The sequence below is a fragment of the Rhodococcus sp. T2V genome (assembly GCF_029269925.1).
Taxonomy (GTDB): Bacteria; Actinomycetota; Actinomycetes; order Mycobacteriales; family Mycobacteriaceae; genus Rhodococcus_F; species Rhodococcus_F koreensis.
In genome coordinates, this window is sequence record NZ_JARJBD010000015.1 from 19,294 (window position 1) to 33,004 (window position 13,711).

General features: G+C 68.9%; 13 protein-coding genes. 7 read left to right on the plus strand and 6 right to left on the minus strand.

Annotated features, from left to right (window positions below):
• Window positions 1-126: 126 nt before the first annotated feature.
• On the plus strand, window positions 127-1,356 hold the full coding sequence (locus tag P3H15_RS15070) for an oxygenase MpaB family protein (RefSeq protein WP_276137979.1): 1,230 nt from the start codon (window positions 127-129) through the stop codon (window positions 1,354-1,356).
• Here P3H15_RS15070 and P3H15_RS15075 read toward each other — a convergent pair.
• Both P3H15_RS15075 and P3H15_RS15080 read right to left on the minus strand, forming a co-directional pair.
• On the minus strand, window positions 1,341-1,847 hold the full coding sequence (locus P3H15_RS15075) for a DUF664 domain-containing protein (RefSeq protein WP_276137980.1): 507 nt from the start codon (window positions 1,845-1,847) through the stop codon (window positions 1,341-1,343). The two genes, P3H15_RS15070 and P3H15_RS15075, sit on opposite strands and share 16 nt — an antisense overlap.
• A gap of 34 nt (window positions 1,848-1,881) precedes the next feature.
• Entirely contained in the window at window positions 1,882-4,023 is a 2,142-nt protein-coding gene (locus P3H15_RS15080) for an MMPL family transporter (protein ID WP_276137981.1), read from the minus strand.
• A gap of 99 nt (window positions 4,024-4,122) precedes the next feature.
• On the opposite strand from P3H15_RS15080, the gene P3H15_RS15085 reads away from it, so the two are divergent.
• Complete coding sequence (locus tag P3H15_RS15085; RefSeq protein ID WP_276137982.1) at window positions 4,123-4,563, plus strand: MarR family winged helix-turn-helix transcriptional regulator; 441 nt, start codon at window positions 4,123-4,125, stop codon at window positions 4,561-4,563.
• 16 nt (window positions 4,564-4,579) lie between these two features.
• On the opposite strand, the gene P3H15_RS15090 is transcribed toward P3H15_RS15085, so the two are convergent.
• Window positions 4,580-5,383: a hypothetical protein gene (locus P3H15_RS15090; RefSeq protein ID WP_276137983.1), complete on the minus strand. Its 804-nt coding sequence runs from the start codon at window positions 5,381-5,383 to the stop codon at window positions 4,580-4,582.
• Window positions 5,384-5,486: 103 nt separating this feature from the next.
• A complete protein-coding gene (locus P3H15_RS15095) occupies window positions 5,487-6,020 on the minus strand; it encodes a lipoprotein LpqH (RefSeq protein WP_276137984.1) in 534 nt (177 codons plus the stop codon).
• Window positions 6,021-6,228: 208 nt separating this feature from the next.
• Here P3H15_RS15095 and P3H15_RS15100 point away from each other — a divergent pair, with 208 nt between their 5' ends.
• The 5 genes from P3H15_RS15100 to ahpF all read left to right on the plus strand — a co-directional run bounded on the left by P3H15_RS15100 (window position 6,229) and on the right by ahpF (window position 12,674).
• Window positions 6,229-7,554, plus strand: coding sequence for a hypothetical protein (locus P3H15_RS15100; protein ID WP_276138093.1), 1,326 nt, complete (start codon window positions 6,229-6,231; stop codon window positions 7,552-7,554).
• On the plus strand, window positions 7,551-8,585 hold the full coding sequence (locus P3H15_RS15105; protein WP_276137985.1) for a hypothetical protein: 1,035 nt from the start codon (window positions 7,551-7,553) through the stop codon (window positions 8,583-8,585). The genes P3H15_RS15100 and P3H15_RS15105 overlap by 4 nt, the downstream gene beginning before the upstream one ends.
• Before the next feature lies 1 nt (window position 8,586).
• Window positions 8,587-10,101, plus strand: coding sequence for a tetratricopeptide repeat protein (locus P3H15_RS15110; protein WP_276137986.1), 1,515 nt, complete (start codon window positions 8,587-8,589; stop codon window positions 10,099-10,101).
• A 243-nt stretch (window positions 10,102-10,344) separates the two neighbouring features.
• Window positions 10,345-10,908 carry an alkyl hydroperoxide reductase subunit C gene (ahpC, locus tag P3H15_RS15115; RefSeq protein WP_072944388.1) on the plus strand — a complete coding sequence of 188 codons (564 nt, stop codon included), beginning with the start codon at window positions 10,345-10,347 and terminating at the stop codon, window positions 10,906-10,908.
• A gap of 173 nt (window positions 10,909-11,081) precedes the next feature.
• Complete coding sequence (gene ahpF / locus P3H15_RS15120) at window positions 11,082-12,674, plus strand: alkyl hydroperoxide reductase subunit F (RefSeq protein WP_276137987.1); 1,593 nt, start codon at window positions 11,082-11,084, stop codon at window positions 12,672-12,674.
• 179 nt (window positions 12,675-12,853) lie between these two features.
• On the opposite strand, the gene P3H15_RS15125 is transcribed toward ahpF, so the two are convergent.
• Window positions 12,854-13,216 (minus strand): hypothetical protein, encoded by a 363-nt coding sequence (locus P3H15_RS15125; protein WP_276137988.1) that lies wholly within the window; start codon window positions 13,214-13,216, stop codon window positions 12,854-12,856.
• The gene (locus P3H15_RS15130; protein ID WP_225858052.1) at window positions 13,213-13,689 is read right to left on the minus strand and encodes a hypothetical protein; all 477 of its coding nucleotides are present in this window, start codon (window positions 13,687-13,689) and stop codon (window positions 13,213-13,215) included. Before P3H15_RS15130 ends, P3H15_RS15125 begins: the two co-directional genes overlap by 4 nt.
• Between the last annotated feature and the right edge of the window lie 22 nt (window positions 13,690-13,711).

The following is a 13,711-nucleotide window of genomic DNA, read 5'->3' on the forward strand; positions in this document are numbered from 1 at the left end:
CCGATCTGTCCCACAATGCGACTTGTACCCGTCCGATCCGGTGGAGTGAACTGTAACTCACAGCAACTCGAGCGGGGCTGCGGCACCACGACGCCCCTCTCGACGACCGAATCGAGTACCTCGAAAATGACAGAAACCCAGCCTCGGGAATCCGCCGCCGGCTTCTCCGATTTCACGCCGCCGCGACGCTTCGACATGGACTCGGAGTGGGGTCGCCGCTCGATGCGGACGCTGTCGCGGTTCGTGCACGGCGATCCGACACCCACCGCGGCGGAGCGCGAACTCCACGCCCGGGCGGTCGTCAGTCAGGACGAGATCGGTGCCGCGCTGGCGCGGGCGGTGCTCGTCGACAAGACCGTGACGATGGCCCAGTTCTCCCGGGCACTCTCCGACGGCATCGGCAGCGTGCCCGACCCCGCGCCGCCGCTGATTGCCTTCTTCGACGCGGTGGACCACCGGCCGTCGTGGGTCGACGACCGTCGCCTCGACCGCGGGGCCGCCGTCTGCCTGCGCAGCGGGATGACCGGACTCGACCTCCTCGCGACCGGTTCGCTGATGAACGGCTACCGCAGCGCCGCCACCTCCCGCCAACTCGTGGCCACCGGCAGGCTCGTCGGGGACGGCGCGGGTCAGCGGGTCGCCGAGACGGTGCGGTGGTGGTACGAGTGCGTCGTCCCCGGTGGCCTGGAGCGTGACCGCCGCGGCTGGCAACTGTCGGTCCACGTCCGGTTGATGCACGCTTTCGTCAATCTGACGCTGCTGCAGGACGAGGACTGGGATGTCTCCGACTGGGGCATGCCGATCAACCAGTCGGATCAGGCGGGGACGCTCGCGCTCTTCTCGACGACGTTCCTCGTCGGCCTCCGCTCGCTGGGGGTGTGGGTCTCCGCCGACGAGGGCGCGGACGTGATGCACCTGTGGCGGTACATCGGCTGGCTGATGGGCATCGACGACCACTGGCTGGTCGACGACGAGAACACCGGACGCCGCACCATGTGCCAGATCGGGATGTTCGCTCCCGGCCCCGACGACAACTCCCGGGTGCTGGCCGACTCACTGCAGAAGTCGTGGGCCACGTTCCACTACCCGCACGCGGAGGCCCTGCGACGCAGGCTCAACCGCCAGCGTCTGCTCAGCATCCAGCGGATGTTCTCCGGCAAGAGGGGCATGCAGGAACTCGGACTGCCGGTCGTGCCTGCCTGGTTCGTTCCGCTGGCACTCGCCGGGAACGGGACGATGCACGGTGCGGCGCGGGTGAGTCCGGCAATCCGGGACCGTGTCGGCCGCCGCTCCCGGCTGCGAGTGGAGGCCTGGCTCTTGGCCAACGAGGGTGCCGCAACTCAGCGGCGCTCGTAGATGCCGCGCACGTACGCCGCCTGCCCGGCGTGCTGAAGATCGTCGGAGACGACGCTGACCAAGCGGACCCCGAGAGTGACCGGCGGATCCCAATTCTCGTCGACGATCCGGTCGAGGTCGTCCGTGCCGATCGTCTGGACGTAATCGACGGTGCGATCGTGCACGGCGTCGTGGTACTCCCGCAGCAGTTCGGCCCCGGTGCGCACCCTAGCCACCTCGTCCGAAGACTGCCCGTACCCGATGTCGGCGACCCGGAACGGGAGGCCGAAGCGCTCCACCCACCCTCCGGACGTCCACACCTGCTCGGTGCCCGCGACTCCGGCGACGTGATCGTCCTGCACCCGCGTGAGATGCCAGATCAGCCAGGCGATGGTGTTCGCGTTCGCGTCCACCCGGAACGTGAGGGCGCCGGCGGGCAGATCGGCCAGCGTCGAATGCACGGTCTCCTGAATGCGATCGAAGGCGTCGGTCAACAGCGCGCTATGGTCCACGATCTTCCTTTCGTCGTGTTCACATCACGTTCCACTATGACCCCAGGCGGACGCGTTCGGCATGCCTCTGGACGGTCTCGTCCGGCTCCGGCGCCGATGCGAGTGTGCTCGGCCACCAGATCTTCTGCCCGATGTCGACGGTGAGGGCGGGCACCAGGAGCGACCGCACGAGGAGCGCGTCGAGGAGCACACCGAACGCCACGATGAAGGCGATCTGAGCGAGGAAGATCAGCGGAATGACGGCGAGCGCCGAGAAGGTTGCCGCCAGAACCACTCCCGCCGACGTGATCACGCCGCCGGTGACGGTCAGGCCGCGCAGCGCTCCGCGCCGGGTGCCGATGCGCCGGGCTTCTTCCCGGACGCGGGTCATGAGGAAGATGTTGTAGTCGATTCCGAGGGCGACGAGGAACACGAACGCGAACAGCGGGACGACGGGGTCGGCGCCCGGGAATCCGAAGACGTGCTCGAAGACGAGGGACGAGATACCCAGTGTCGCGGCGAAGGACAGCACGACCGTCCCCATCAGCAGCAGCGGCGCGAGCAGTGACCGCAGCAGCAGGCACAGAATCGCGAACACCACGAGGATCACGACGGGGATGATCAGGGTGCGGTCCCGCGTCGACGTCGTCTTGGTGTCGAGGTCCGTGGCGGTGGTGCCGCCGACGAGGGCATCGGCGCCGTCGATCGGGTGGACGGCGTCGCGGAGGCGGACGATGGTGTCCTCGGCTGCGGCCGAATCGGCCGGATCGGTCAGGGTCGCTTCGATCGCCACGCGGCCGTCCACCACCAATACGTCCTGCGTGCCGGGGGCGGTCAGCACGGTGAGGTTGCCGACGCCGTCGACCCGACCTGCGTCGAGTACCGCATCGAGAGCGCCCTCGTTCGCGATGATCACCGCCGGCGAACCGGAGCCGGCGTCGAAGTGGTCGCCGAGGATCTGCTGGCCCGCAACGGAATCGACGTCGAGAAGGAACGTCTCGGACTCCGCGACCCCACTCGCCTCGAACTGGGGCATCAGGAGTGCGAAGCACACCAGCACCAGGCTGGATGCCACCCAGAACCGGCGCGGATGTGCGCCGATCCGTGCGGCGAGCGCGGCCCAGAACTTGTGGTCGGCGGCCTCGTCCTTCTCGGCATGCTTCGCGTCGAAGGCGGGCCTGGTCGGCCAGTACGCCGCGCGGCCGAGGAGCACGAGCACCGCGGGGAGATACGTCATGGACGCGACGAACGATGCCGCGATGCCGATGGCCGCGACCGGTCCGAGTCCGCGGTTGGAGTTGAGATCGGACAGCAGCAGGCAGAGCACACCGGCGATGACGGTGCCCGCGGAGGCGGCGACCGGTTCGAGTGTCGCCCGCCAGGCGGTTCGCATGGCGCGGTACTTGTCCTGCTCGATCCGCAGTTCCTCGCGGTAGCGGGACACGAGCAGCAGGGCGTAGTCGGTCGCGGCGCCGAACACCAGGATGAACAGGATCCCCTGGCTCTGACCGTTCAGCGCGATCACACCGGCGTCGGCGAGCAGATAGACGAGCAGACTCGACAGTCCCAGCGCGAAGACGGCGGACGTGATCACGGCGAACGGGAGGATCGGGCTGCGGTACACGACGATGAGGATGAGGATCACGACGACACCCGCCACCAGGAGCAGCAGTCCGTCGATTCCCGCGAACGCCGACGACAGATCCGCCACCTGACCGGCGGGCCCGGTGACGAGGACGGTGAGACCGTCCGGTGCGGCACCGAGCGCGTCCCGGAGTTCGGTAACACTGTCGCCGACCTCCCCGGTGCTGTCGACGGGCACGAACATCTCCAGTGCCCGACCGTCGGCGGACGGGATCGGCGGCGACACCTCCTCGCCGAATCCCTCCGAACCGGCGAAGGCGGCCGCGGTGCCCGAGAGGAATTCGGTGTCGGCGGCGGTGATCCCCGACGTCCGTTCGGCGACGACGATCGCGGGCACGAACCGGGTGTCGGTGAAGCCCTTCTGCAGGGCGGACACCTCGGTGGCCTCGGCCGATGCGGGCAGGAACGACGTGCTGTCGTTCTGCTGAACCGTGGACAATTTGCCGGCGAACGGCCCCCCGAACCCGCCGACGGCGAGCCAGACGATCACCAGCACGGCTGGCAGAATCCACCGCAGGCGACGAACCGGGCGTGGGCGGGCAGTTGTGGTCACGTGCTCTCCAATGCTGGACGGTTCGACGACCGGATGTCCGGATTGCGACGATCCTATTTTGTTCAGCCTGCTGAGCAAATTGCAAATGGAGGCGAAGAAATGACGAGCGACGGCATGGACGAATGGCCCACCGGACGGCTGTTGTCCACGGCTGCGCGCCTGGTCGAGCACTCGTGGGAGGACATTCTCCGATCGCAGAACATGACCCACGCGGGACTGATCTGCCTGCACACGATCGCCGGCCGGCCGGCCTCACAACGCGACATCGCGAAGGCCTCGCGGGTGACGGATCAGACCATCAGCCGAACCATCGACCGCCTCGAACGGGGCGGGTACGTCACCCGGGAGACCGATCCGAACGACGAGCGCCGCAAACGGGTCGCGATCACCGAGCCGGGACGCGCGATCTACCAGCACCTCCTGACCCTGGAGAAGGAGGACGCGGCCCTCACCGCCGCCGTCGGCGACGTGGGGCCGCTGCGTGAACAACTCCTCCGCCTCGTCCGGTCGCTGGGACTTCCGCCCCGGGACGAGGACTGACCCGGCTGCGGGCCCGTCACACATTCGCGGGCAGGGCGAGGACGACCTCCTGCTCGTTCCCCGGCAGATAGTGAACCGTCACCACCCTGCCGACCTGGACGTACCCGACCGTGCGCGGCGGCATGAACTTCTCGACGCGGGTGGTGAACGTCGTGCCGTCGGGCCGGGTGACCGCCAGCCCGAGTTCCACCTTCGAATTCCCGTTGCGGATCTCCCCGGGCACACTGAGCGACTGCACCACCGCCTGCGCGGGGATGCCGCGGGCCGCGATGTCGAGTTTGCCCGGGGTGGTGACACCCTGCCGAATCATGGATCGGTTCAACGCGTCCTGCGCCGATGCCACGTCTCCCGAGCGGTCGATCTCGACCTTGTCGGTGCGGCCCGGAAGGTAGCGGACGGGGAGCACGACACCCGGACGGAGAAGCGCCAACTCGGTCAGCGGCACGATCATCCTGGCGTGTGACTCGAACATCGTGCCGTCGTCGCCCTCCACGGCGAGGTCGATCCGCACTTCCGGTTGGTCATTGAGTGTCATGCCCGTCTGACGCACCGACCGCACCGTCCCGATCCCGACGGCTCCGTTGCGGAACGCGGCACTGTTGCGGCCCGTGAACGCCGCCAGCACGCTGTCGCCGGTGACGGCGAAACACACCACGACCACGCTGACCGCGACGATCGGCCAGATCATCTGCGGGCCGACCCACGACAGCGCGTCGATTCCGTAGTTCGTCCGGCCCCGATCGCCGAGGCCGTGCCAGAGGTAGTAGCCGACCGAGCCGACGAGAAACACCAGGGCGGCGGTACGCACGATCTTCTTCACGAGGTGTCCTTTCCGTGCCTGAACTGGGGGTGCCTGAACTGGGGGAGGTGGGACGCGCGCGAACTCGAGGTGGCTCCGCGCGCGTCCCGGGGTGGGCGGGGGCTCAGCCGCCCACGACGGTCGAGCATGCGAACGTGATGTCGAACTTCGCCGAACTCGGCGCGGCCGGGTTGCTCATGTCGGGCGCCCCGACGCCCTCGCCGGTGACCGTGTAGGTGTCGCCGTCCTTGACGACCTTCGCGGAGCCGCCCGGCATGCCCTGCCCGAAGCCGAGTGCGTACGGGAGGCCGTTCGACCCACCCTTGCTGCCGGCGATCCCGACCGCCTGCACGGTGTCGGTGCCGGTGATCGTCGCGGAGACCGCCAGGTCTCCGTACGTCGCGTTGCCGGTGTCCGCCAGCGCCAGGGCCAGGGTGTCGCCCTGCTTGGCGCAGGTCGCGTCGAAGTTCGCGTCCAGCGCCTTGCCGTCGACCGCGGCCGTGGACGCACCCGCCGGGCTCGCCACGGTCTGCTCGGAGCTTCCCCCGCCGGAGTTGTCGCCGGTGTCGCTGCAGCCCGAGACGAGCAGGGCGACGGCGGCCGCCGCGACGATGCCCGCGGTGTAGACGCGCTTCTGAGTCCGAACGATCTTGTTCATGATCCGTCCTTCACGTTTCGTGAGGGGCGCTCGGCGCCCGTCGTCGATTCCCTCGGCTCGCGGACTGGAGCCGATGTGAGAAGGGTAGGAACGTCTCGCGCCCTACCGATCCCAGATTTCTCGCTGCGTCGGCGGGCCGCGCCTGCGGTAACCTGCTCGAATGCGGACGGGACCGAGGGGCTCAGCGGCTGCTCGCCGACCGCGGGCGATGGTCCTCGACGAGGTGTGGCGCGAACTGGACGGCGTCGAACCGCTCAGCGGGCCCGACGGCGGACCCCTGAGCCGCACGGTGAAACTGATCCTCGATCCGCTGGTCATCCGTCCGGTGCAGAACCCGCTGTGCGCCGGTCCGATCGTCACGGCCGACGGGGCGCAGCTGCTCGCCACCCGGGTGCACGCCTCCGCCGACGTACTGCGGGCCACCGCCGCCTGGTTCATCCTGCTCAAACGGGTCCGCCGGGCGCTGCGCATCACGGACGGCAATCCGCAGGACCTGTACTTCCAGCGGTGTTTCGAACTCGCGACCGGTTCGGGCGCACCCGATCCGCTCCGCGACGAGTCCGTCGCCGAGGACACGCTGCGCGACGTGCACGAGGTCGCCGCCGGCCGCACCACGCAGGCGTTGAAGGCCCACGTCACCGACCCGGCCCGGGCACGGGAACTGAGCGCCCTCATCGACCTCGCGTGGGGGCGGCGACCGCTGTCGGGCGCCGCGACGGGCGACCACGCCGACGCTGTGACCGCGGTCCTCGACGCCTGTCCCTGCGCGCGGCTCGAGGAGGACGGTGACGACGGACGGCACGCCCTCGACGACCTGATCGCCGGCCACGCGGGAACCCACCACGGGATTGCGCTGTGGACGACCGAGGTCTCGGCTCACCGGTTCGGCCTGACGGTGCATCCCGTCCCCGGACCGCCACGCCTCGGAACGTCGGCGTCCACCTCGGCGCTCGGGCTGCCCTTCGACCGTTCCGTCCACGAACGCGTCTTCACGGTGCTCCGCGCGTCGACCGACCGTGCGGAGCTACCGCCGATCCACGAACTGGTCACCACCGAGATCGCCCGAAGTTGCTCGCCCTGGGCTCTTCTCGACGAGTCGTTGCGGGTCGCGGCGACGACGGGCGCGGCACTCGCGACCGGTCTCCGCCCGATCGGGACGGCACCCTCTCCCGCGGCCACGGACACGACCGCCGTCCGAGTGATCAACGGTCGCTGGCAACGCGAGGCGTACGTCCTGCAGGCGCGCCGCCTCACCGTGAACGTCGACGCGGCGGCGCTGCCCGACACGAATCCGCTGGCGGCCATCGCCGCCGAACTCCGCGAGCCGTGGCGGCCTTACCTCCGCCGCCTGTGGGTCCGCCTGCACGGTCGCGACGTCCGCGAGTTCTCCGTCCTCGAACCAGGCGAACTGTGGGATGTCCTGGACGGTGTGGCTCGGTCGGTCATCCTCGACCACCGGATGCGGGTCAAGCAGGCGCTCAGCGTAATTCCGCTCGCGGATGCGGCGGACGCTCCCGAATCGAGGGCGAGTTGACCACCGGCACCGTGCGGATCGACCGCGCCCCCGACGGGGTCTGGATCATCGCCCCCGACAATGCACCGAGCGTCCTCGACGACGCCCCGGGCATCGACGTGACCGTGCTGGAGGTGCTCGGCGGGCACCTGTCGTGGAGTGTGTTCGCCGAACACACCGTCCCGGTCGCGGTGATCGACGACGTCCACTCGGCGCAGAACTGGATGTGGGCGGTGTTCGGCGAGGAGGTGGCACTCGCCGTGGCCGAGGGCGAGACCGGGAGCGAGGTCACGGCCGAACCGGCCCGGCCGCGGGTGGCCGCGGGCGCCCGACGCCTCGCGTTCGCGCACTGGGCGGCGCGGTGGTGGCCGACGTCGACGGTCGACGGTATCCCGGCGCTCGACGCGGGGCTGGTGAACCGCGAGATCGCGACACTCGTCGAGGACTGCGATCTGCTCGTCGACGGGGACGACGCGCTCGCGCCGAGCGGACCCGCGCCCGCCGACCGTCCCGGGCGGGCCGAGGACTACGCGCTCGCCGCGGGCGCCGCGACCGCGACCCGGCCGAGCACCCTCGTGCTGGCGCGGGGCATCACGGGATCCGACTGGCGCCGGTACCCACCCGGTCTCGTCGACTGTTCCGAGCGCGCGGTGTCGTGGGAGGTGGTGCGCACCTCCGGGAACACCGCGTTGCGCGTGAGTGTCGTTGCGGCACCGAATGTCTCCGAACCCGTGCCGGATCATGTCCGCCCCCGCGCCCTGATCGGCACCGCATCCGGCGCCGTCGATGTCGCGCTGCACCTGTCGGGCGACGTCTGGTTCGGCGAGTCGGACGCACCACCCGGTGCGGAAGCGGGAGTGTCCGTGGACGTGTATCTGCCCGGGTTCGGTGTGAACGGTTCCGCGGACGTCGGAGGTCCAGGCGTCCGGGAGCGGGTTCGGGCCCTGGCCCGTCTGCGGCTGCGGCGGGCCGCGGAGCCGACTCCGGAAGACGCACCTGACGCGCCGCTGCTCGCCGAGATAGACGCGGCCGCCTCGGATTCGGACTATTGACATGGACGACCAGACGGGCCGTGACCTTCTTGCCGCGGGAGCCGCGGCCTACTCACGGGGCGACGTCGCCGAGGCGCTCCGGACGTTCGAGCAGGTCGCCGCCGGGGCCACCGGTGATCTCCGGACGAGCGCGATCATCAATGCGGCCAGCATGTCCGACGAACTGGGCGAGCACGCGAAGGCCGTCGACCTCTACCGGGCGGCCCTCGCGGTGATGCCTGCCGACGCGATCCGGATGCGTCCGGCGGCGCTGGTCAACCTGTCGCAGGCACTGCAGCACGTCGGCGATCTCGACGGCGCGCAGGGCGCGCTCGAGCAGGCGCGGGAGCTGCTCGCGGCCGGCGGCGAAGACCAGGGTGACCTGCGGGTCGCGTGTCTGTTGTCGCTCACCGCGGTCGCGATGCATCGGCAGCAGTGGGCGCACGCGGCCGACGTGGCCACCGAGTCCCTCGACGCGGCAGTGCGTTTCGCGCCGGGACTCGCGGGCCATCCGCTGATGAATCTCGCTGCCATCCAGTTCGAGACCGGGCGTTTCGACCTTTCCGACGACTTCGCCGGGCAGGCGCTCGCCGCATTCGAGACGGCGGGTGACGTCAACGCCGTCGCCGAGACGCAGCAGAACCTGGGCATCATGCGCGTCCGCGCGGGTCGCCTCGACGATGCGGAACCGCTGCTGCAATCGAGTCAGTCGTATTTCGAACGGGCCGGGATCGGCCACCGGGCGGGAATCGGATCGAAGGTGCTGGCATTTCTCGCCGAGGGACGCGGCGACACCGCACGCGCTGCGGCGCTCTACCGCCGCAGCCTCGACTACTTCCGGGGGTCCGGCGCGGTACTCGACGTCGCGGACGTCGAGACGCGCCTCGCCACCGTCGCCTTCGCCGAGGGCCGACCGGGCGAGGGCGAGAGACTGCTCGCCGCCGCGTTCGCCACGTACCGCGAACTGGGGCTCGGACTGCACTGCGCGCAGGTCGACTTCTGGCACGCGACCCTCCTCGAATCCGCGCTGACCGCCGCCGGCACACCGGACGATGCGGCCCGGGCACGGGCCACCGCGCTCGCCGTACCTGCGGCGATCGCCATCGACGCCGTGCGATACACACTTCCGAACGGCCGACAGCGCGAGCAGTGGAACCGCGAGATCGCCGATCCGGCGATGCAATTGGCATTCCGTCTCGCCTACGCCTCCGGCGACGCCCGGTTGGTCGCCGATCTCGTCGAGGCGCAGTGCGCGGGGACGACGGTGGACATCGGCCGGGCCGGGCACGGCACCGCGCCGCGACCGCCCCTGCAGTTGCCCGACCCTCCCCCGGTCGGCGCCGCCGACACCGACGGCTCCTTCCTGCTCGGCGCCGCATTGGCCGGAGTCGCGGCCGGCGCCGGCCTGCCGGTGCCCCTCCCCCCGCGGCTCACCGTGACGTCGGACGGACGGATCGTGCTGGGCTCCGCGATCGCGGCCGCCGAGGAACGCTATGGGCGCGAGGTCCGCGACAGCCGCGTGGTGCCGGCCTGGTGACCCCGCTTTCCGTTCCCTGCGCGGAGATTCAGGGCGGAAGGGTGTCATGGTGGTCACACCGCGCCCCCGGCGACCACCTCCGGACGTGTGGGTGAATACCCGCGCTGACCTGCACAGTGTCCGATTCGACGGTCATTGATAGCCCCATCCAATCTATGGAATAGGTCTCATAGATTGGACCTATTCCAAACTGCTGGATAGCCTCGTCGCTGTCGGCTTCCAGTCTTACGAATAGAGGTTCCAATGGCCCTGATCAACACGCAGATCAAGCCCTTCGCGGCGTCCGCTTTCAAGGACGGCGCGTTCATCACCGTGTCCGCGGACGACATCAAGGACAAGTGGGCTGTCTTCTACTTCTACCCGGCCGACTTCACGTTCGTCTGCCCGACCGAGCTCGGCGACCTCGCCGATCACCACGAGGAACTGCAGCGTCTCGGCGTCGAGGTCTTCTCGGTGTCCACCGACACCCACTTCACGCACAAGGCGTGGCACGGATCGTCCGACACCATCGGCAAGATCAAGTACGCCATGATCGGTGACCCTACGCAGGAGATCAGCAAGAACTTCGAGGTTCTGCGCGAGAACGAGGGACTGGCCGATCGCGGCACCTTCCTCGTCGACCCCGACGGCGTCATCCAGTTCACCGAGGTCACCGCGGAAGGCATCGGCCGCAACGCCGCCGAGCTGGTCCGCAAGGTCAAGGCCGCTCAGTACGTCCGGTCGCACCCGGGCGAGGTCTGCCCCGCCAAGTGGGAAGAGGGCGAAGAGACGCTCGCTCCGTCGCTCGACCTCGTCGGCAAGATCTGACGTAGCCCAGTCGACCGTAGGCACGGGCTCAGAACTTCTGAGCCCGTGCGCGCGGTTCCCGGTGCTCCGCTCCCGTGAGGGGCAATCGGTGTCGCACCAACACTTTCCGGACCGCCCACAGCTGGTTTCCGGTTTCCGATCCCTTTCCTCCCCGATCGATGGAGTAGATCCGCATGCTCGAAGCCTCGCTCGCCGGCCAACTGAAGTCCCTGCTCGAACGGCTGACCCTGCCGATCGAGCTCGTCTCCTCACTCGATGACGGTCCCAAGTCCACCGAACTCGCCGAACTGCTCACCGAGATCGCGGCGATGTCGGACAAGGTCACCTACGAACGCCGCGACGACGACGCGCGCCGCCCGTCCTTCGCCGTCCGTCGCAGTGGCACCGACATCGAGGTCCGCTTCGCCGGGATCCCGCTCGGCCACGAATTCACCTCGCTCGCACTCGCTTTGCTCCAGGTCGGCGGTTACCCGTCGAAGGAGTCCCCCGAACTGCTCGAGCAGGTCCGCAACCTCGACGGCGACTTCCACTTCGAGACGTACTTCTCGCTGTCCTGCCAGAACTGCCCCGACGTGGTGCAGGCCCTGAACCTGATGTCCGTGCTCAATCCGCGCATCAGCCACGTCGCGATCGACGGCGCCCTGTTCCAGGACGAGGTCGACGGCCGCCAGATCATGGCCGTGCCGACCGTGTTCGTCAACGGCGAACTCTTCGGCTCCGGCCGGATGAGCCTCGAGGAAATCATCGGCAAGCTCGACGTCGGTGCCGCCGACCGCGCCGCCACCGCGATCGCGCAGAAGGACCCGTTCGACGTGCTCGTCGTCGGCGGTGGCCCGTCCGGTGCCGCGGCCGCGGTGTACGCCGCGCGCAAGGGAATTCGCACCGGCATCGCCGCCGAACGCTTCGGCGGCCAGGTGCTCGACACCATGGCGATCGAGAACTTCATCTCCGTCCCCTACACGGAGGGCCCCCAGTTCGGATCTGCGCTCGAGAATCACGTCCGCCAGTACGGCGTCGACATCATGAACACCCAGAAGGCCGCGAAGCTCGTGCCCGCCGCCACCGAGAACGGTCTCGTCGAGATCGAACTGGAAAGCGGTGCTTCGCTTCTCGCGCGAACCGTGATCCTGTCGACGGGCGCACGGTGGCGCTCGATGAACGTGCCCGGCGAGGACCAGTACCGGAACAAGGGCGTCACGTACTGCCCGCACTGCGACGGACCGCTGTTCAAGGGCAAGCGCGTCGCCGTGATCGGTGGCGGCAACTCCGGAGTGGAGGCCGCGATCGATCTCGCCGGACTCGTCGAGCACGTCACGCTCATCGAGTTCGACTCGGTGCTCCGCGCCGACGAGGTGCTGCAGCGCAAGCTGCGCAGCCTCCCCAACGCGGACATCCTCCTGAGCACGCTCACGACGGAGGTCGTCGGGGACGGCAACAAGGTCACCGGTCTGGCGTACCAGGACCGCACGACCGATACCGCGCACACGCTCGACGTCGAGGGTGTCTTCGTCCAGATCGGTCTCCTGCCCAACACCGAGTGGCTGGCCGGCAGCGTCGAGTTGTCCGATCGCGGCGAGATCGCGATCGACGACCGCGGCCAGACGTCGGTCCCCGGCGTGTTCGCGGCCGGCGACTGCACCACCGTGCCGTACAAGCAGATCGTGATCGCCGCCGGTGCCGGAGCCACGGCAGCGCTGAGCGCATTCGATCGGCTCATCCGAACGGGTGTGCCTGCCGAGGATTCCGCGGCCGCAACCGTCGGCTAGTTCGGTCGCCCCTGCGTCAGAGGCACTCACGAAGCACGACTGCGGTCCAACAGACGCGACTTCTTACCCACACCGTGCCGGGCACGGTGTGGGTAAGTCGCTTCGCGGGGAGTACTCGAGGCGCTGAAACCAGCCACAGCGCCGACCCGCAGCGGCCGCAGAATCACATGCGGTCGTGCTTACTCGGTTTCCTTCGGATGGCCGGGCTCGTATCGCTCGAGCAGGACCCGGCCGTCGACCTTGCCGCCCTTCGGAGCCGGGTCGAGAAAGAACCAGATACGCCCACCATTGGTCACTTTGTACTGGTAGCGGGCGTAGTTCCGCCCGTTGTGCGTGCCGTAGGCATAGTCACCTTTGAGCTGGTACAGCCGCGGTGTCTCCACTGCAGGTTCAAGGGTAAGGGTGTCCCACGCATCGACCGTCGCATTGCGAGCGGTCGCCAACAGATCCGTCCAGCCCTTCTCCGCGTCACGTGTAACGAACACCAGCTGCCACTCGGCACGTTCGATCGGACGAGGGACCGATCCGCCCTTCTTGCTCACGCGTCGCGGCCCGGCGCCGCGACCACCTCGGCGACGTCAAGATGTTCCAGATCGGAACCGTCCGCAGTCAGGCGCGGGTCGGCATACGCCTCCGCGGTGGCCCTCCACGCTTCGAGCAGAATCGCGAGCCGGTCGAAGCGGGCAACCGCGATGCAGGCCCGGGCCGTGTCCTGGAACTCCGCGACGAACTCCGCGTGCAACGACGCCGGCAGCAACCCGATCCACGGCAGTGCCACCGCGAGCCGGGTAGCGACACGATCGAGGGCCGCCTCGTCGAGAGAGGCGGCGAATAGCTGTCCCACGACGCCGAGAGTGCTCAATTCCGCACGGCTCGCCGATTCCTGGGTCAGCCGCAGAGCGGGCGCGTTCCGACGCGTCAACACCACCTCACCGTTGTCCTCGAGGACGCCGAGTACATCCTTCGGCGACCTCAAGAAGTCGGAGAACGTGGTGGTGGCGGTCGACTTGCTCATACGCGCCATTACATCAGAACTA

What these genes read in the sequence shown, in the direction of transcription:
- P3H15_RS15070 (WP_276137979.1), top strand. Translation starts at nt 127, where the DNA reads ATGACAGAAACCCAGCCTCGGGAATCCGCCGCCGGCTTCTCCGATTTC.
- ahpF (WP_276137987.1), top strand. Translation starts at nt 11,082, where the DNA reads ATGCTCGAAGCCTCGCTCGCCGGCCAACTGAAGTCCCTGCTCGAACGG.
- P3H15_RS15095 (WP_276137984.1), bottom strand. Translation starts at nt 6,020, where the DNA reads ATGAACAAGATCGTTCGGACTCAGAAGCGCGTCTACACCGCGGGCATC.
- P3H15_RS15110 (WP_276137986.1), top strand. Translation starts at nt 8,587, where the DNA reads ATGGACGACCAGACGGGCCGTGACCTTCTTGCCGCGGGAGCCGCGGCC.
- P3H15_RS15100 (WP_276138093.1), top strand. Translation starts at nt 6,229, where the DNA reads ATGGTCCTCGACGAGGTGTGGCGCGAACTGGACGGCGTCGAACCGCTC.
- P3H15_RS15085 (WP_276137982.1), top strand. Translation starts at nt 4,123, where the DNA reads ATGACGAGCGACGGCATGGACGAATGGCCCACCGGACGGCTGTTGTCC.
- P3H15_RS15130 (WP_225858052.1), bottom strand. Translation starts at nt 13,689, where the DNA reads ATGAGCAAGTCGACCGCCACCACCACGTTCTCCGACTTCTTGAGGTCG.
- ahpC (WP_072944388.1), top strand. Translation starts at nt 10,345, where the DNA reads ATGGCCCTGATCAACACGCAGATCAAGCCCTTCGCGGCGTCCGCTTTC.